This window comes from Bacteroides sp. GM023 (assembly GCF_014750685.1).
Taxonomy (GTDB): domain Bacteria; phylum Bacteroidota; class Bacteroidia; order Bacteroidales; family Bacteroidaceae; genus Bacteroides.
In genome coordinates, this window is sequence record NZ_JAAXGE010000003.1 from 603,028 (window position 1) to 619,111 (window position 16,084).

Genomic DNA, 16,084 nt, shown 5'->3' on the forward strand with positions numbered 1-16,084 from the left:
GTTTTTCTTATTTATTCATTAGAATTTGAATAGTTCTTTCTTTTTCAGCCAAAAGTTCTTTCAAATGAGCTATTTCTTTTTGATATTCACTTAGGGTTATATCACCAGAAACATTGTTACCGTTGCCTTTTACTTGATGTCCGATGTTTAAATTGGATATATCTATTTCTCTATTGAAGAAAAAGTCAATAGGCATCTTGAAAAAATCTGCAATTTTTTCAATAGTTGTACATTTGGGATCATTAATACCTTTGATAATATTATCTAACGTAGACTTTGTAATACCAGCATAGGTGTATAAATCGACCTTTTTTACTCGCCTTTCATCTATTAATTCGTTTATTATATGTCCTTTAAGCATAAATTTCTTATTTAGAAAAAGTATAAATAATAATACCATTGTAAAATAATGGATGATTTATTATACCTTATGGTTTTAAAATAATACCTTTGCGTTATAAATTTAATAATAAAAATGATAACAACTATGAGAAAGGGAGAAAAACAGCCCAAAATGGTATTTAAAAACCATTATGATCTCTTATCACGAGAGAAGAAGATAGAGCTACGAGATGAATTTCTTCGCCAAAGTGGTGTATCTCTACCATCTTTTTACAATAAAATGTCAGGAAATTCATTTAAACCTCTTGAGGTAAATTTACTTAGACGTCTTTTAAACGAATCTATTAATGATAAGGTATGAAACAGTTTGTTAATATAGAATTTTATAATACTCCTGAAGGGGATGTTATGTTGAAAGAAGAAGGTAAAGCCGCTCGTCTTTTTGAAGAAACTGATTATGAGATAGTAGCTTGGTTGCTTGCCATCATTCGCGACAGGTATCCTAATGCTCATGCGGCCTTGATGGAATTATACTCAAAAAGTAATAGAAACAAATCATTTTATGAGTATAAGGTAGCGCATCGGTTTGCTCGTTGTAATTTCGGAGAATATGACCAAAATAAATATGATATTGATTACTTGGGCAGACTTCAATTTGAAGAGGTTAAATGTCCATTAAGAGGAGAATGCATCTTTGAAGGTGTTATCTGTAAACCTAAGCTTTCTACTAAACTTTCTGAAAGAGAAATAGAAGTCTTTCGATTAATAGCTAACCATCTGACAGCAGAAGATATAGCTTCTGAATTATCAATATCTATTTTGACTGTTAACCGACATCGTGAAAATATCAAAGCTAAAATCGGAGCAAGGAACGTAGGAGAGATGATTTCTTACTGGCATGCTAATAATCTACAATAATTTAGCATTTTCCGGGTTCGATTCCCGGCTTCGAACGACGATTTACTAACTAATAAACTTATTATTATGGATGCAAAGAACAAACCTTTTGTGACTCTTCAGAATCGGAATAACGAAGATGTATTTTGGATTCCGAAGCCTACCTCTAATAATGTATTGAATTGCGTAGCTGCTTTTGATGTAATGAGGTATCTTCCTTTTATTGATGCACTAAATAATCTCTCTTATGTAGAGGTGAAAAATGTATCATCAATAGATGAATCTATGAGTACAGTAACTATCAAGCTAATTGAAGAGAATAGTTTAACTCAGATTATTGAGGATATTCCACAGTTTTTATTCCAATTTGTAGAGCAGGCTATGCCAACAAATAACATTCATCAGGGGAAAGGAGAATAAAGATGGATGTGATTAGATTCTCAGATGGTTGGAACGGAAAATTAAAATGTAAATGCTTCACGACTTTTCGTCTTGCTACTGCCAAGTATCAGATTAACAAAACGTATCGTATTGAGTTGAAAGGGCAATACATTGGAACTGCAACGATTAAGGGAATGCGTATAATGAAGCTTTATCGGGTGAATGAATTTATAAGTTTCCTTGATACGGGGTATGAACCGGGAGCATTCGTAAATATGATGAAGCGAATGTACATGAATAAAGTGCCTGATGTAATGCAAGCTGATTTTTACTATATCCTATTAAAATGGGAAGGAGAACAAAAATTGGATTTTGATGGAAAAGAAAAGACAGAGGAAGTTAAACAATCTCCGGTATCGGCTTAGGAAGAACGGATACCAAATCAATGATGAAGTAAAAGTCGTTGTTTTACCAGGAATGGAAGAAGAGCGAAGCCTTCTACGAGAACGAGAAATAAAGAAGTTCGGATACGATTTACAAGAAAGGTTATTTAAATAATTCAAGTAAAAAAAATGAAGATACATTATTTCTACAGAAGAGAATATTCGGAAGGCTTCTATAATCTTGAAATAGTAGCTTGGTTAGAAGAGGAAGAAACTTCAAAACAAGGTACTGAGAGACTGAGTTTTACTCAATTAGAAAAACTTAGAATATTCCTATCTAAGAGCGTTGATTATCATGTGCATACAATAAACCACGATTTTGGTAATGATAGTTGCTACGGACATTTTGCTCATACCCGGAAAGAATTGATAGCGGATATGAAAAAATGGGGATGTAAACCTATTACTCGACATAATTATGAACGATTTCGTAAAGTGGCTTTAGCTCTTTATCACAAACAATCTTTAGTAGATTTCTCCAATTTTAAAGGGAAACAAAAATATGCTATTCGTCAAATAATTGGAGATTAACAAATCAGAAAGGAACTAAAGTATGATGTTTATATTATCAGAGGACGAATATAATTCCTTAATAAAAAAGGAAGTCCATGAAAAGGTTGTTGAGAGTTTACAAGAAGTAATAACACAAGATGATGCTATTATTTCCAAGCTAAAGGAAGAAGTTCTCCATAATCGTCCCTGCTATCAAAAAGGAGATAATGTCTATTGCGATGGTTGCCCTTTGGGGTTTGAGAATCTTGGGATATGTAGAGACAGTAAAAATTATTCAAAATAAATCAGAAAGGACCTAATATGCGTAAAGATATAATGTACATGATAACCTACCCGGATGGTACACTTGTGATGAATACTCAAAAATATTACCGAAGAGATTGCGTTAGGTACTGGCTGGACGGAATTAACTTGACATGGAAACAGGTGTATAAGAAAGGCTTTCGCTGTAAAAAAGTGAAAGTAACATTTGAAATAATTGATTAATAACAGAATAGTAATGAGGAAATTTAAGATAAATGCTATTCGCACAGACGAATATATCATTGAGATTGATGAATCAGTTTGGAACCAGGAAGCATTAGACGCCTGGAATAGTGTTTTTGGCGGTTGTGATGACTTAGAAGAGTTAGCTGAACACATCTCATTCTTATTATTAAGATTTGGTTATGAGAGATTTCTTGAAGGCTTTGGCTATTTATATACTCAAAATGAGGATGGAAACCATTTGAAACAGTGGGATCGAAACGATAAGGGAGAGTTGGAAACAGTCACTGAGTTCGCAAATGGTATTAAAGTTACCATTATTACCGAAGACGATGATTATGAGTATGAAACAGAAGAATTGGCATAAAAAATGAAGGAATGAAACAAATAATGACACTAATAATCACCACTTGTTTGCTTATTGGATGCACAAGGGATACCATAAAAACAAATGATGAGATTGTAGCTGAAAAAGGAGTAAAACTTCTTTTTGAATATGATGGAGTAAAAGTATATCGGTTCTACGATTGTGAACGCTATGTTTATTTTACGAATACAAGTGGTAAAGTAGAGTACTCAAAAACGTATCGTAACGGGAAAATGGTAAGAACTAAAAAGGTTCAAACACTATGTAATTAACTAATAATAGAAATATGAATGAGAAAGAAGATTTTTTCTTCATGGTATATGTAGAGGGTGAACATAGCCCGGCGTATAAACACAACGATCTGACAAGTGCAGAGACAGAGGCTAAACGATTAGCTGAATCTTTGAATAGAAAGGCTTATGTTCTTTGCTCTATCAAATCTTTTGAAGTAAACAAGTTTACGGTTAGAGATTGTCGTCCGGCGCTGGGTGATGACCTTCCGTTTTAATTAAAATAAAACTGAATGAACTTGCAAGTTCTTTATAAACCTTCAAGTATTTGTGTGAAAAATGCTCCTTCAGGAGTCAATTATAAATAACTAACTTTAATATGCCAGCTTTAAGGAGAGCTGTTGGGTATCAGCCCCAGTTTGGGTTTGTTCATTGGGACCGGGTGAAATCCCCGGTCTTTTTTAGAATGACTTAAATAGCTGAAGATATGCAGAAAGTTTGGAATATATTATGGAAACAGTTTGAATGTGCCACTAATGAGTTTAATGCTTATATTGATGGCGGTATTCCTGCTATTGCACAACAAAAAATAGCAAAGTTTATCAAAGAATGGGATAAACTGAAGGAGCAGGCAATGAAGTTTGACGAATTAATGCAGAATCCCATAGAGCCGATTGAAATCAAACTACCATTCGAAGAAGAAGAGTTTCTGCAGACTTGGCAATATTGGAAAGAATACCGTCTTGAAACGTTTGGTAAGACCTATAAAAGCAGGGAAGAACAGAAGGTTTTGGACTATCTTGATGAAATAAGTGAAGGAAGCCCGGATATAGCAATTAGATATTTGAACTTCGCTATGGCTGGTAGTTATCCTAAGTTTTTTAAAGTGACTGATAATAGCTATACTAACCCACCTAAAGAGATAACCCATGACAGCGACTTTTAGTGACTTCATTAATACCTGCAAACAAAAGCAGCAAGAACTGGATCGGGAGCTATGGGCTTTTCATTATTCTCATATTTCTGACATCGAGTTTTGGACGCTATTGAAAGCAAAGGCAGAAGCTATAATGATGCAAAGAGGTATTAAGTCAACATTCATTGTTGACCAGTACAATAAGGACATAATTCGTCAGTTATATTATTATCTGACCGGAGATGTGGGGAATTGCAAGTGGAATGTACATAAAGGCATATATTTGATGGGAAAAGTCGGATGCGGCAAATCCTTATTGATGTACTCCTATTTGTCTGTACAGGATTATCTCACTCGTAAGATAACTGAAACTATTCATGCAAAGCAACTGATAGAATTACTTCAATCTGAAGGTGGAATTACTGGTCTAAGAGAAAGACCTTTGTTCATTGATGAGTTGGGACGTGAAAATTTGGAGATGAAAGACTATGGAAATGTAGTCAAGCCGGTTATAGACCTGTTTGCTATCAGGTATGAATATGGTGGTAGGACTTACGCTACTTCGAACTTTACTCTTGATACACTTGAAGCTGCAAGAGATGTAAAAGGAAAGGTTACTGCGCAAAGGTATGGTAATTTCATCCGAACGAGAATGGACGAAATGTTTAATGTGGTGGAACTCCCAGGAGAAAACCGCCGATTAAGATGGGGAAATAATGGCTAAAAGAGGACTGGCAAAAACTTCTTCGGCTGCCAAAGCTGCTGGAAAGGTACAAGCGGTGAAAGAGTGGTTGGATATGAACTATGAAATTAAAATCAACATATTCGATCACTCAAAATCGTATATAGAGAGTAAAGAACGTGAGTACACAACGTCTATCACAGAAAATGATATTTATATGCATATGATTGACGATGGTTTGGCTTGCAGTAAGTCATTATTAAAAGCAATATTGACTTCTCCTAATCAGATGACAGCCTATAATCCGGTAACAGAATACTTCGATGGCTTACAAAACAAATGGAATGGTGTCAGCCAAATAGATTTGTATTGCAGTTTTCTCCGGGCACATGACTTTAAAGATAAAGAAGATTCACTTTTTTATCAAGACCGGATGAAATACCTGGTAAAAAAGTGGTTGGTAGCTGTTGTTGCGCAAATATATGGTAAGCGGCAGAATGATGTAGCAATTGGATTTGTTAATGCTCAAGGTGGAATAGGCAAGACTACATTGATTGAGTTTCTGATACCCCGGTGTTTGGAAGAGTACTATGTTGTTTCAGATAAAGACGAGCGTATATTCAGAATGACAGAGTGTTTTGTTTCCCGCTTTATTATCAACTTTGATGAGTTTGTCGGAATAACAAAATCAACAGAGAACAGTTTTAAAAATAACATGAGCCGGCTCATGGTTGACATCAAGTTACCCGGAGAAAGTTTCACCACAAAGATGCAACGTATTGCTTCCTGTGCTTTCACCAGTAATAAGACACAGGAGATGGGCGGCTTTCTGTTCAATTCGGATTCCGGACTTCTCCGTAGAATTGCCGCAATCGAGATTGACGAAATTGGGGATTACAGAGAAGCCGTTGACGTGGATCAGCTTTGGGCGGAAGCCGTGACCTTATACAATGGAACTTTTGATTATACCTTTAATAGAAAAGATTATGATGACTTTCAGGAATATAATGCAAGGTATGTGATTGAGTCTACTGCATATAAATTGGTGAAGGAATGGTATCGGAAACCGGAGGAAGATGAAGAACCTTTGTTCCGCATGCCGATGGACATTGTTCGGGAACTGAAAGCTGCACGAAAGATAACCAGTTCTATGACACGTATTGATGATATAACTATTGGACAGGCACTGCGCCAGCTAGGATATGAACGTATAGGCAAGAAACTGCCAGGAATGGGCACGCGCTATGGATATAAGGTAGTACAACTCTATTAATCAGATATTTGTATATATGTATATTAGATCATAAGGTCTAATATATAAAAAACTCTTTAAGAGAAAAATAATTAAAAATGTGGTTACAACCTTACAACCTTTATAAAATATGAGTGATAATCTGTTTATAATCAGACTTTTAAAGGTTGTAAGCAGGTTGTTTAATATTCGCTTACAACCTGCTTACAACCACTTACAACCGCATTGATGGTTACAACCGGTTGGATAAGGTCAAAGTGTTTGTTCTCAATGTTTTATGTGTAAGTTGTAGGTTGTAAGCTAGTATGGGGAATTATTAAAAAAAACGAGGAATATGGAAAAACCAAATGTAACAATAGAACTAGCGCCCTATTTACATGATTACTTATATCATGAGTTTGGGTGTAGAAAAGAAGGTGGAGTAATGGTAGCAACTACCAATGATCTCGGAAAAATGATTCAGTCGATGGTGACAATAAAAGACCGTCCGCCACGTCTTCCTTTGAAAGAGAATCCAATTACACTATATTTGCCAACACAGGAATGGAACCACTTCATATTAAATGAAAACTTTCTGTATATTCCTGAATGGAAACAAAGGATGTTGCAGGATTACATTGAAGCATCTTTCCGCCTTCGTATTCGCGAATATTTTGTTGCGGGATATGAGAAGGGATTCAAGCAAGATAAGATTATAAAAGCGTTTTTGATGGCATATAACATTAAAAATAACGCAATAAACTATGATGCGGTAAAGAAATACGATTATAGAAACCGGAAAAAGATGATAAAAGAGGTAAATAAGGAAATACAACTGTCTCTTTTCTAGGTGATTGTATCTTTTTTACGATTAATCTATAAGCAAAAAGATGTTTTTTACCTTTTTTATACTTATGGTTTTAAGTAAATTATTCATTATTAGATATATAGACTATGATTTTAGATGATAAAAGAGCACAAATATGCGCAATGTCCTATCTTTCAATAGACGATGCGGATATTGATGATTGTTTGGGTGCCAGTTCCATCTCCGTTTCCGGCAACTGGATAGATTTTAATATATCCAAATGTGAGTTGAAAGAAACAAGGTCTGCACCGGGAGAATTGGTGCAACAAGAGTTGAACGCTACTTGTACAGATTCGAGCGAAGCGAATGAAACACTTATCAGGGAACAATGCGGTGGATATGGAATACTTCGTATTGATTATACCAATGGAGAGAAGAAAGTGGTTGGAACGGATAAAAATCCGGTACTGCTTTCTATTGAGAGAAGTGGTTCTCCTGCCGCCATCACTCTATCAATAAAACGCTCTAGTGCCGAGTTCTCAAAGTTCTTGAAGTCCTTTTAATAGGTACTAAGTCATTGTAATTTTGTATCAAACAAATAAAGTATAAAATTACATGGCTTTTTCTTCTTTATATAGTGCTGTTTTGAGAGGTAAATGGTTTATCTCATTCCGGGATGTGGAAGCCAACCAAATCTTGGTTAATCTTCTTCTGGAAAGAGGAGTCGAGAATGAAGATATAACACAATTATCTGATAAGTCTCCCATAGTTGTATGTGCGATGTCTGAAACGGAAATGAAAACCGGACATGATTTTTCAGATGCGCCGCAAGACAGTGTGGCCATTATAGGACTACAAGGTTCTATGTTGAAATATGGTTCATACTGTAGTTATGGAACTACTGAAGTGGCAGAGATGGTAAATCAGGCAGCAGATTCTCCCAAAATTTCTGGTATTTTGCTTGACATAGATTCCGGTGGCGGTAGCGTTGATGCTATCGCCCCGCTTGTTGATGCGATTCAGTATGCACAGAAAAAAAAGAAATGTGTGGTCGCATATTGTGATTTGTGTGCATCTGCTGCTTATTATGTGGCCTGTTATTGTGACGAAATTATTGCATCTAATACAATCTCTTCAGAATTTGGCTCTATCGGCGTGATGATGAGTTTTCCTGATTATGCCAAATACTATGAAAACGTTGGGGTCAAGGTACATACAATCTACAGTAATTTATCATCTTATAAAAACGGGCCGTTTGAAGCGGCGAAGGAGGGAAAATATGATGCAATCAAAACAGAAGAACTTGATCCACTCGCAAGAGGGTTCCAAGAAGCAGTTAAAAATAGAAGAGGTAGTAAACTTAACCTCGAAACAGAAGGGATCATTGCCGGGCGCATGTTCTATGCGAACGACGCCAAAGAAAATGGCTTGATTGATTCGGTCGGTACCAAGGATTTTGCCTTGGGAAGAGTGAGAGAATTGCGCAGAGATGCGTATGTAAATGAATATATTAATTCAAAAAGTGCATAATTATGTTTGAAAAAGTAGTTGCTGCCGTATTTGGCTATTTGGGAATCTCTGCTTTTGCTAAAGACAAAGATGGAAAATCTTCTATGAGCAAGGAGCAAGAGACTAAACTGGAAGAGAAATACGGGAAGAAGTTCGTGGAAGAATTCAAAAAGGATCTTTCCGAGTTCGAAAAAGAAGGTAAAACTGCAGAGAGTGCGGTTACAGAAGAACTTCTCGTTGAAATGGAAGCTGACAAGAAGCAAAGTGCGAAAGAACTGAAAGAAGCCCGTGAACGTATTGCCAAATTGGAAAAAGAGAATTCTGAAGCTGAAGCTAAGATTGCCAAATTGGAAAAAGAAGAAACGGCTGATGCGGGAAAGGTTGTAGCAGGAACAAATGCGGCGAATATGGGAACAGGATTTAAACCGGATATGAATTTGGCGCATAATAAATATGTTGATGCTATTTATTATGGCAAACCGGGTGCTTCTTATTCAGGCAATACTACTATTGAAACTACTGAATTACAGAATGAATTTGGTAAGTATGTGAATAGTGAACGCCTGGAAATACTTCGTAGTTTGATGGGTAAGACCGAATCTACGCAGTACATGACGACTATTGCAACTGACAAAGTGGAAGTTCGCGCACAACAGGCGGCAATCGACTCAGTACTGCAACAGTTCACCCCACACTGGACACCCAAAGGGAAATCAAAGTTCACCCCGCTCACCATTAAGAACTTCAAATGTAAAATCAATGTTGCCATCGTTCCTTCCGATGTGATGGAAGATATTATCGGATACCTGTACGATGAAAACTTGAAGCCGGAAGATATGCCGGTTGTGAAGTATATCCTGAATCAGCTTGTGTTTCCTAAATTGGATGAAGAGCGTGAAGTTGCTTTGGCTACAGGTAAGTTCGTTGAGTCTAAGGCTGTGAAAGACGGAGATGATGCTACGGACGCCAATGAAGTTATGGATGGCTATGTAACTCAGCTTGTTGCATTGAAGGAAGCAGGGAATAAGGCTATCACCTGGCTGCTTAATGATGAGAAACTGTCGGATGAACAGTTGGTGGATCAGATCGACAAGGCGGTTGAAGAAGTTAAACCGTTGTACAAGAAGAAGCAGATGTTTATCCATGCCGATCCGGATATTGTAACACGCTATGGAAAAGCATACCGTAAAAAATATCCCTGGCTGAAGAATGAAGATGGGGAAAAGGTGAAGGTTGATTTTTCAAAATTCACGTTTGCTCCGCTTGAAGGTATGCGCGGTACCGGAGTATTCTTTATTACTCCAAAAGAAAACTTCAAGCATCTGCGGAGCAAAGACCCGCAGGCTACAAAGATTTGGATGCAGGGAGAGAACTATAAAGTGAAAATCTTTGCGGAATGGTGGGAAGCTACCGGTTTTTGGATTGCAGAAGCTATTTTCGCATATATTCCACCTACCGCTTCAGGTGCATCCGCATCCGAAGCTGGTGGACTTTAATCAATGAAAGGAGTTTAAATTATGGCAGAAACAGTATATCAGTTTGCTTCGGTTCCTAAAAAGTCATCGAATGCAGGGCGTCCGAAAGGTAAGAAATCGTATATTGTCTATTTTCGTTGGAACGATGTAAAGACATACGCACGTGATGAAAAGGGAGTACGGGTCAAGGAATTCGCTTTGATGGATGGTAAGAAACCTATTGCAGTCTATGCAACGGATTCCACAATCAACATCTATCACACCAGTGAAGGAGAAGACGATGCACGCGGCTTTATTCATCATGTAGATTATGAACATCCGGGAACGGAAGTTGAACATGACGAATTTGTAAACAACAATATCAATGAGGATTTGGGGGCTATTGTCTTTGGGTGCTCAGGCGAGGATGCAAAGGTGGCGGGTACTCCTTGTACTCCGTTGAAACTTACAAAAGCAGATTCGCAAGATAACAAAGAGGGTGACAAGAACACTATTAACCTGGCAAGCTCTCTGCGTGGGGCTACGATTGGTCACATTGCCAAAAGCCTTATCCCGGCTACTGATAATGAGGAAATCAATGCAGTATTGGGATTGAGTACCGTATCAGGTTCATCTAAGGGTGGTCTGTAATTAAGTTTATTGGTTGTATTGGAAAGAGGTGCATATTCTACGGGATATAGCACCTCTTTTTGTGTCCTTTTGCCTGTATTGGGATAATGATACTTTTGTGTATCAAAAAAATCAAGAACATGAGAACAAAAAAAGAAAAAGAAGAAAAGGTAGAAACCAAGTTGGAAGTAAAACAGACTTCTGAGGAGAACCCCACATTTAAAGTTGAGGACAGACCAAATGAGGACTCGGACGCTAAAGAGAATTTCATCACTATGGAGCATGTAACAGTCGTAATCCCTTATGTCAAGGAAAAAGCACAAGGAGACGAGTTAAGAATGGCATTGCGCTCTTTGCATAAATTCTTACGTTTTGGCGTCAACGTTGTGGTTATTGGCGACCGGGAAGAATGGATGAGTGATGAAGTTACGGTTATTGAACATGATTGTGTGTCTGATAATCCTCAGATTGATGCGCTGGAGAAGTTGAAGTTGGCGATAGCTGCCGATGAAGTTACAGATAAATTCATTTGGTCGAATGATGATATTTACCTTGTTGCTCCGGTGATGTTATCACACTTTGAGATTCCTAAAAATAAAGGGTTCTTACGACCGGAACTTTATAAAGGGATTTATAAAGAAAATATGCTTCGTACCGTTGAACTGCTGGCGGTCTTCCCTAAATTAGATTTTGGAACACATACTCCTGTTGTTTATCAGAAACAGAAACTTGTGGATATGTTTGAAAGGTTCCCTGAACTGAACGCAGGTGGCTATCTGATTTCATCTGTCTATTTTAATACTCTTTTTGGCACTGAACCAATCTCCTCTATCGAACTGAACTGGCAAAGTGATAATATTGCATTATCCATCATATCCAAACAGCCGGATTCTAAGAAGTTTGAGGAACTGGTATCAAAGAAAATGTTCCTGAATAATGCAGAAAGTGGATATTCAGATTTTCTTATGAAATATCTGCTTGGTATGTTTCCGGATAAATCAGATTTTGAAGAGTGAAGGAAACCGTTATAGCTTGGCTGAAGAGTGGTGCAAATGCTCAAGAAGGAATACGCCTGATGGAACAATCGGGCGTATCCTCATTGACATTGCGTCTTGTTCGTTCTAACCCTTCAGGAAACAAAAGAATGATGGTTGCATTTCTTTGCAAGAAATATGGAATTAATCAGGAATTTACGGCCAATTGGAAAGAAACGGAGATAACATTCAGCCGAAAACCGAAGTCTTTCCGTGATGAGTTCTCTTTTTTAAACGATAAATCATGCCCGGTGGAATTGGAAGCTCTTGCTTCGCGAAAATTCTCACGCTACCATACCTATGTCGAACTGCATTCTCAACTACATGACTGCACTAATCTGAATCAATGTGCTTCTGTCAGTAGACAGTTGATAGATAATTATATTGAAAACCGGATGATATGGGACGAACTGAATTATTACCAACAGAACAAAACTCTATTGGGGAAGCATCCGATTTTTAATGAGTTTAAACGAAGAAAAGAGTTATTAGGACTACCGATAAAAGAACTTGTAAAACGTCAAAAGCAGATAGAAAACAACATTTGGCGGGTTACTAACGAGTTGAATAAAGGAGATAAACCGCATTTGGATATTGAGCGCCAAGAAAGATTGTCAAGCTACAAGGTTGAATTGGAAGAAGTGAACCGTTTACTTGAATGAGTTATTATTTTGATTTGAACGAACTGCGTGAAGAACTGCGAGAATCACGGATGTATTCGAAGCGGTTTGAAATGCTTCAAACATATAAATTGAATAATCTCAAGGAGCTATGTGGCAGACTTCCAAGAGAGAATGAAGTTTTTTTTATTGAGACACGGAAAAGTTTTACAGCATTTACTTTTATTGTTTACTTGCTTAGGAATACCGGATATTTGGAGCACCTGTATATAGCTACTTATTCAACCAATGAACGCATAATCAATGCGTTGCTCCGATGGAAGGACAAAGGGGCTATCGGGAGTATTCATTTACATATTTCCGAGACAATAAAGTTTCGTATGCCTAAGATTTTTGAAAGGTTGATGGCGCTCCATCAAGATGGAGTTATTGAATTGTCTTTTGCGTGGAGCCATAAAAAGATTACTTGTTTGGATACACCGAAAGGCTTTTTTGTTGTGGAAGGGAGTGGGAACTATGGTGAGAATGCGATGGAAGAACAATATGTATTTTTAAAAAGTAAGGAAGTCTATGAGTTTCGTTGCGGACGAATTGGTTAAGTGGAGAGAAAATCCGGCATGGTATGACCGGATTAACTTTGATGAATATGAAAAGCTGGCAGCTATAGGATACACTCCTAAGCAGATAGCCATGTTTTACAATGTTCCTCTGAATGATTTTGAGTGGTATTTTAATTTGGTCGGTTCCCCGCTGAAATATCACTATGAACGCGGACAGTTGATACAACAGGCTAAGGAAGGACTATCAATGACGGCCAGTGCTGAAGTTGGTGATAATGTAACTCAGGCGCAGCGGCTTGATAAACTACGTCGTGAAGTCGGTTTTAAGAATGCGATTAACCAAGTTTTTTTCGGAGATATAGAGAATGTTTGAGACTTCTTATTTTGACAGGTTACAGGATTATCTGGCATCCGGTTGTTCAATGGAGCTTACGGATGATGAGATGGACTATTATAATGCGCTGTACGCCTTGATTGGCATACAACGAAAGTACGGTAAGGATAATGCAATATCTTTCCTTATGCATGATCCTTTTCAGGTAAAAAGGGCTAGAGCCAGGGAAATGTACAATGAAGCTATAAACCTGTTTTTTGCGAATGATTCAATAGAAAATAACGCCCACCGAAATATAATGTATGACAATCTGCAGAAAGCGGCACAGGTGGTATTAATAAATGCACATTCTTCTAAAGATATGGAAGTGTATGGAAACTTGATGATACAGGCAGCTAAAATCAAACAACTTGATAAACCTGATCCGCAAAAACGGAAGGAAGTAAGCGATAAACCTATCAAAATTTATATGCTTGATACGCAGGCCGTAGGAATTCCACAGGTTAACAGGCAATTGCTCGCTGAACAGATTGATTCTATTCCTGATATTCCGGAGAGGGAGAAAGTTCGTTTAAAGAGAGATGCGCAAGTGATTGATGTGGATATAATTGAAATGCTCGATGACCAGGAAACAAAAACTAAAGACATCGACTGACGAAGTAGAACAGCGATACTCGAATTGGATGGCACAGCTCATATCAATAATGATGCCGTGGGCGCTTTATTGGATTGCCGGGCGTGCATCCGCTAAAACAGTACAGGTGTTAGCGGAACGTGTGCAAGAAGCTGCACAGGATTGCCAGGGAGCACCGTTCGCATGGGTAGCCGATACGTACTCAGATTTACATAAGAATGTCATTCCCTCGCTTATAGATGGACTTTCTCTGCTAGGGTGGGAAATCGGTACTCACTATGTTATCAATCAGGAACCGCCTAAAGAATGGCAGGAAAGGATGTATAATGTGTGCACGGACTGGCGCAACACTATGGTTTTCTATACCGGATTCAACTTTACCTTTATCTCTTTAGACAGGCCCTCTATCGGTGCGGGACGTTCGTATGTCGGTGTGTTCGGTGATGAAGTAAAGTACTTCCCGGAAGAGAAATTCACGAATCTGTTGAAGGCTGTACGAGGTTTCAGGGTAAAATATGGAATGAATGTTTGGTATCGTAGCCGTACTCTTACTACCGATATGCCTAATCCCAACCATATTGGCGAATATGACTGGGTTCTGAAACTGGCCAAACAGAATGATAAAGATAAAATTCTGCTGATGCTACAAGCCGGATTTGTCTATAATGAGACGAAAAAGACATATGTGGCTACCTTGCAGGAATATAATGAAGTGCATAAGAAATATCGCTTTGATAAATCATTAGCACCTAGTCTCAATAAACTTCAGCGGGCACTGGAGCTCGCAGGACGTAATATGAAGCGGTGGGAAGAGCGATGGATTAAGACACGCTCACGTACATCCTTTTTCTTCATTTCATCCTCTTATGTCAACGCAGATGTTTTGGGACTGGATTGGTTTAGTGATGAATTCTCCGAAGGACTTGAAGGAATTCTTTGCAATATTCTTTCGATTATTCCCAAGTTGGAAGCTGGACAAATGTTTTATTGTAACTTGGCTATCCGACATTTTTATGCTGATGGGTTTATCAATGAGATTATTGAAAATAAACCATTAGGCTGGAAGGAAGATTGTACGGTGCTTAGACACCTGGATATGAATCGACCGCTTGAAGCCGGTATGGACTCAGGTAATATGCTGTCTATGGTGTTGGGGCAACAAGATAAAAAGAAATACAAGGTATTGAAAGAACTATATACGTTACCACCCAATACAGCCAGAGAGCTAGCAGATAATTTCTTGGAGTATTTTAAACCGCATAAACGGAAAATATTGAAACTCTATTATGATCGTTCTATGAATAACTATCATAAGGTTAAAGCGGACATGGCTACTCAAATAAAAAAGAATATAGAATTTTATGCTGATGGCTCACGTACTGGATGGCAAGTACAGTTAATGAGTCTTGGACAAGGCAACATAGGTAGTAATTTGGAATATCGCTTTTTCATGGATTTATTAAGTGGCAACTTAGAACGTGGATTGTTTACTATCCAATTCGATCAATATAATTGCTCCAATCTAAAGAGTGAGATGGAGATAACAGGCACAAAGACTGTGACCCGTTCTGATGGTAGCTCAGAGATAGTTAAACTAAAGACCGGAGACAAGCTGCCTACAAACCGGTTGCCCAAAGAATCAACCAATCTGACGGATGCCCTGAAATATCTTGTGCTTCGTAAAGAGTGGATACGGATATGGAAGACAGGACGCAACCTGTCTGTTGCGTCTAGGATGTAGTTCGTTTTTTATTCGGATGGTTAGCCTCGTGGTCTGTGAAGATAGCGGGGCTTTTTCATGCGCACCTGCCTGGGGCAGGCAGATAGGTGGCATTTTCTTTGGGGAAAATGCGATAGTGGTGGAATTGTAAAGATTTAGTCATATTTCCCGCCCCAAAAAGGGCTTGCGACCGCAAAAAGGGGTCGGCGCGTGTCGGGCAGAACTTCGTTTCATTTGCGGTTTTTTAGAAACCGCAAATAGTTTTATGTCTGAAAATCAATTAGTTAAATATT

General features: G+C 38.0%; 25 protein-coding genes. 24 read left to right on the forward strand and 1 reads right to left on the reverse strand.

Annotated features, from left to right (window positions below; genetic code table 11):
• Positions 1–7: 7 nt before the first annotated feature.
• Positions 8–361 carry a helix-turn-helix transcriptional regulator gene (locus HC965_RS09120; RefSeq protein WP_032852607.1) on the reverse strand — a complete coding sequence of 118 codons (354 nt, stop codon included), beginning with the start codon at positions 359–361 and terminating at the stop codon, positions 8–10.
• Between the two features lie 126 nt (positions 362–487).
• Between HC965_RS09120 and HC965_RS09125 the strand changes: the two genes are divergently transcribed.
• The 24 genes from HC965_RS09125 to HC965_RS09240 all read left to right on the forward strand — a co-directional run bounded on the left by HC965_RS09125 (position 488) and on the right by HC965_RS09240 (position 15,812).
• Positions 488–703 carry a hypothetical protein gene (locus HC965_RS09125; protein ID WP_032852479.1) on the forward strand — a complete coding sequence of 72 codons (216 nt, stop codon included), beginning with the start codon at positions 488–490 and terminating at the stop codon, positions 701–703.
• Entirely contained in the window at positions 700–1,260 is a 561-nt protein-coding gene (locus HC965_RS09130) for a response regulator transcription factor (protein WP_008647657.1), read from the forward strand. The genes HC965_RS09125 and HC965_RS09130 overlap by 4 nt, the downstream gene beginning before the upstream one ends.
• Before the next feature lie 66 nt (positions 1,261–1,326).
• Positions 1,327–1,659, forward strand: a complete 333-nt coding sequence (locus tag HC965_RS09135) for a hypothetical protein (RefSeq protein WP_008647656.1) — start codon at positions 1,327–1,329, stop codon at positions 1,657–1,659.
• Between the two features lie 2 nt (positions 1,660–1,661).
• Positions 1,662–2,045: a hypothetical protein gene (locus HC965_RS09140; protein WP_008647655.1), complete on the forward strand. Its 384-nt coding sequence runs from the start codon at positions 1,662–1,664 to the stop codon at positions 2,043–2,045.
• 147 nt (positions 2,046–2,192) lie between these two features.
• Entirely contained in the window at positions 2,193–2,594 is a 402-nt protein-coding gene (locus tag HC965_RS09145; protein WP_191031194.1) for a hypothetical protein, read from the forward strand.
• Between the two features lie 22 nt (positions 2,595–2,616).
• Positions 2,617–2,859: a hypothetical protein gene (locus HC965_RS09150; protein ID WP_191031195.1), complete on the forward strand. Its 243-nt coding sequence runs from the start codon at positions 2,617–2,619 to the stop codon at positions 2,857–2,859.
• 17 nt (positions 2,860–2,876) lie between these two features.
• A complete protein-coding gene (locus HC965_RS09155) occupies positions 2,877–3,062 on the forward strand; it encodes a hypothetical protein (RefSeq protein ID WP_191031196.1) in 186 nt (61 codons plus the stop codon).
• A gap of 13 nt (positions 3,063–3,075) precedes the next feature.
• Entirely contained in the window at positions 3,076–3,429 is a 354-nt protein-coding gene (locus HC965_RS09160) for a hypothetical protein (protein WP_191031197.1), read from the forward strand.
• A gap of 11 nt (positions 3,430–3,440) precedes the next feature.
• The gene (locus HC965_RS09165) at positions 3,441–3,701 is read left to right on the forward strand and encodes a DUF4884 domain-containing protein (protein WP_191031198.1); all 261 of its coding nucleotides are present in this window, start codon (positions 3,441–3,443) and stop codon (positions 3,699–3,701) included.
• 14 nt (positions 3,702–3,715) lie between these two features.
• Positions 3,716–3,937, forward strand: a complete 222-nt coding sequence (locus HC965_RS09170) for a hypothetical protein (RefSeq protein WP_191031199.1) — start codon at positions 3,716–3,718, stop codon at positions 3,935–3,937.
• 209 nt (positions 3,938–4,146) lie between these two features.
• Entirely contained in the window at positions 4,147–4,605 is a 459-nt protein-coding gene (locus HC965_RS09175; protein ID WP_008647646.1) for a hypothetical protein, read from the forward strand.
• On the forward strand, positions 4,589–5,299 hold the full coding sequence (locus HC965_RS09180; RefSeq protein ID WP_008647645.1) for a hypothetical protein: 711 nt from the start codon (positions 4,589–4,591) through the stop codon (positions 5,297–5,299). Before HC965_RS09175 ends, HC965_RS09180 begins: the two co-directional genes overlap by 17 nt.
• Entirely contained in the window at positions 5,292–6,530 is a 1,239-nt protein-coding gene (locus HC965_RS09185) for a VapE domain-containing protein (RefSeq protein ID WP_191031200.1), read from the forward strand. The genes HC965_RS09180 and HC965_RS09185 overlap by 8 nt, the downstream gene beginning before the upstream one ends.
• Positions 6,531–6,843: 313 nt before the next feature.
• Entirely contained in the window at positions 6,844–7,338 is a 495-nt protein-coding gene (locus tag HC965_RS09190) for a transcriptional regulator (RefSeq protein ID WP_191031201.1), read from the forward strand.
• Positions 7,339–7,442: 104 nt separating this feature from the next.
• The gene (locus HC965_RS09195; protein WP_191031202.1) at positions 7,443–7,859 is read left to right on the forward strand and encodes a hypothetical protein; all 417 of its coding nucleotides are present in this window, start codon (positions 7,443–7,445) and stop codon (positions 7,857–7,859) included.
• A 52-nt stretch (positions 7,860–7,911) separates the two neighbouring features.
• On the forward strand, positions 7,912–8,826 hold the full coding sequence (locus tag HC965_RS09200) for a S49 family peptidase (protein WP_191031203.1): 915 nt from the start codon (positions 7,912–7,914) through the stop codon (positions 8,824–8,826).
• A gap of 2 nt (positions 8,827–8,828) precedes the next feature.
• The gene (locus tag HC965_RS09205; protein ID WP_191031204.1) at positions 8,829–10,301 is read left to right on the forward strand and encodes a hypothetical protein; all 1,473 of its coding nucleotides are present in this window, start codon (positions 8,829–8,831) and stop codon (positions 10,299–10,301) included.
• 21 nt (positions 10,302–10,322) lie between these two features.
• Positions 10,323–10,910, forward strand: coding sequence for a hypothetical protein (locus HC965_RS09210; RefSeq protein WP_191031205.1), 588 nt, complete (start codon positions 10,323–10,325; stop codon positions 10,908–10,910).
• A gap of 119 nt (positions 10,911–11,029) precedes the next feature.
• On the forward strand, positions 11,030–11,905 hold the full coding sequence (locus HC965_RS09215; RefSeq protein WP_191031206.1) for a hypothetical protein: 876 nt from the start codon (positions 11,030–11,032) through the stop codon (positions 11,903–11,905).
• Positions 11,902–12,585, forward strand: coding sequence for a hypothetical protein (locus tag HC965_RS26640; protein WP_223854785.1), 684 nt, complete (start codon positions 11,902–11,904; stop codon positions 12,583–12,585). The genes HC965_RS09215 and HC965_RS26640 overlap by 4 nt, the downstream gene beginning before the upstream one ends.
• On the forward strand, positions 12,582–13,142 hold the full coding sequence (locus tag HC965_RS09225; protein ID WP_191031207.1) for a hypothetical protein: 561 nt from the start codon (positions 12,582–12,584) through the stop codon (positions 13,140–13,142). The genes HC965_RS26640 and HC965_RS09225 overlap by 4 nt, the downstream gene beginning before the upstream one ends.
• The gene (locus tag HC965_RS09230; protein ID WP_191031208.1) at positions 13,114–13,476 is read left to right on the forward strand and encodes a hypothetical protein; all 363 of its coding nucleotides are present in this window, start codon (positions 13,114–13,116) and stop codon (positions 13,474–13,476) included. The genes HC965_RS09225 and HC965_RS09230 overlap by 29 nt, the downstream gene beginning before the upstream one ends.
• Positions 13,469–14,092, forward strand: a complete 624-nt coding sequence (locus HC965_RS09235; RefSeq protein ID WP_191031209.1) for a hypothetical protein — start codon at positions 13,469–13,471, stop codon at positions 14,090–14,092. Before HC965_RS09230 ends, HC965_RS09235 begins: the two co-directional genes overlap by 8 nt.
• The gene (locus tag HC965_RS09240) at positions 14,058–15,812 is read left to right on the forward strand and encodes a hypothetical protein (RefSeq protein ID WP_191031210.1); all 1,755 of its coding nucleotides are present in this window, start codon (positions 14,058–14,060) and stop codon (positions 15,810–15,812) included. Before HC965_RS09235 ends, HC965_RS09240 begins: the two co-directional genes overlap by 35 nt.
• The last annotated feature ends 272 nt before the right edge of the window (positions 15,813–16,084 follow it).

What these genes read in the sequence shown, in the direction of transcription:
- HC965_RS09120 (WP_032852607.1), bottom strand. Translation starts at nt 361, where the DNA reads ATGCTTAAAGGACATATAATAAACGAATTAATAGATGAAAGGCGAGTA.
- HC965_RS09125 (WP_032852479.1), top strand. Translation starts at nt 488, where the DNA reads ATGAGAAAGGGAGAAAAACAGCCCAAAATGGTATTTAAAAACCATTAT.
- HC965_RS09130 (WP_008647657.1), top strand. Translation starts at nt 700, where the DNA reads ATGAAACAGTTTGTTAATATAGAATTTTATAATACTCCTGAAGGGGAT.
- HC965_RS09135 (WP_008647656.1), top strand. Translation starts at nt 1,327, where the DNA reads ATGGATGCAAAGAACAAACCTTTTGTGACTCTTCAGAATCGGAATAAC.
- HC965_RS09140 (WP_008647655.1), top strand. Translation starts at nt 1,662, where the DNA reads ATGGATGTGATTAGATTCTCAGATGGTTGGAACGGAAAATTAAAATGT.
- HC965_RS09145 (WP_191031194.1), top strand. Translation starts at nt 2,193, where the DNA reads ATGAAGATACATTATTTCTACAGAAGAGAATATTCGGAAGGCTTCTAT.
- HC965_RS09150 (WP_191031195.1), top strand. Translation starts at nt 2,617, where the DNA reads ATGATGTTTATATTATCAGAGGACGAATATAATTCCTTAATAAAAAAG.
- HC965_RS09155 (WP_191031196.1), top strand. Translation starts at nt 2,877, where the DNA reads ATGCGTAAAGATATAATGTACATGATAACCTACCCGGATGGTACACTT.
- HC965_RS09160 (WP_191031197.1), top strand. Translation starts at nt 3,076, where the DNA reads ATGAGGAAATTTAAGATAAATGCTATTCGCACAGACGAATATATCATT.
- HC965_RS09165 (WP_191031198.1), top strand. Translation starts at nt 3,441, where the DNA reads ATGAAACAAATAATGACACTAATAATCACCACTTGTTTGCTTATTGGA.
- HC965_RS09170 (WP_191031199.1), top strand. Translation starts at nt 3,716, where the DNA reads ATGAATGAGAAAGAAGATTTTTTCTTCATGGTATATGTAGAGGGTGAA.
- HC965_RS09175 (WP_008647646.1), top strand. Translation starts at nt 4,147, where the DNA reads ATGCAGAAAGTTTGGAATATATTATGGAAACAGTTTGAATGTGCCACT.
- HC965_RS09180 (WP_008647645.1), top strand. Translation starts at nt 4,589, where the DNA reads ATGACAGCGACTTTTAGTGACTTCATTAATACCTGCAAACAAAAGCAG.
- HC965_RS09185 (WP_191031200.1), top strand. Translation starts at nt 5,292, where the DNA reads ATGGCTAAAAGAGGACTGGCAAAAACTTCTTCGGCTGCCAAAGCTGCT.
- HC965_RS09190 (WP_191031201.1), top strand. Translation starts at nt 6,844, where the DNA reads ATGGAAAAACCAAATGTAACAATAGAACTAGCGCCCTATTTACATGAT.
- HC965_RS09195 (WP_191031202.1), top strand. Translation starts at nt 7,443, where the DNA reads ATGATTTTAGATGATAAAAGAGCACAAATATGCGCAATGTCCTATCTT.
- HC965_RS09200 (WP_191031203.1), top strand. Translation starts at nt 7,912, where the DNA reads ATGGCTTTTTCTTCTTTATATAGTGCTGTTTTGAGAGGTAAATGGTTT.
- HC965_RS09205 (WP_191031204.1), top strand. Translation starts at nt 8,829, where the DNA reads ATGTTTGAAAAAGTAGTTGCTGCCGTATTTGGCTATTTGGGAATCTCT.
- HC965_RS09210 (WP_191031205.1), top strand. Translation starts at nt 10,323, where the DNA reads ATGGCAGAAACAGTATATCAGTTTGCTTCGGTTCCTAAAAAGTCATCG.
- HC965_RS09215 (WP_191031206.1), top strand. Translation starts at nt 11,030, where the DNA reads ATGAGAACAAAAAAAGAAAAAGAAGAAAAGGTAGAAACCAAGTTGGAA.
- HC965_RS09225 (WP_191031207.1), top strand. Translation starts at nt 12,582, where the DNA reads ATGAGTTATTATTTTGATTTGAACGAACTGCGTGAAGAACTGCGAGAA.
- HC965_RS09230 (WP_191031208.1), top strand. Translation starts at nt 13,114, where the DNA reads ATGAGTTTCGTTGCGGACGAATTGGTTAAGTGGAGAGAAAATCCGGCA.
- HC965_RS09235 (WP_191031209.1), top strand. Translation starts at nt 13,469, where the DNA reads ATGTTTGAGACTTCTTATTTTGACAGGTTACAGGATTATCTGGCATCC.
- HC965_RS09240 (WP_191031210.1), top strand. Translation starts at nt 14,058, where the DNA reads ATGACCAGGAAACAAAAACTAAAGACATCGACTGACGAAGTAGAACAG.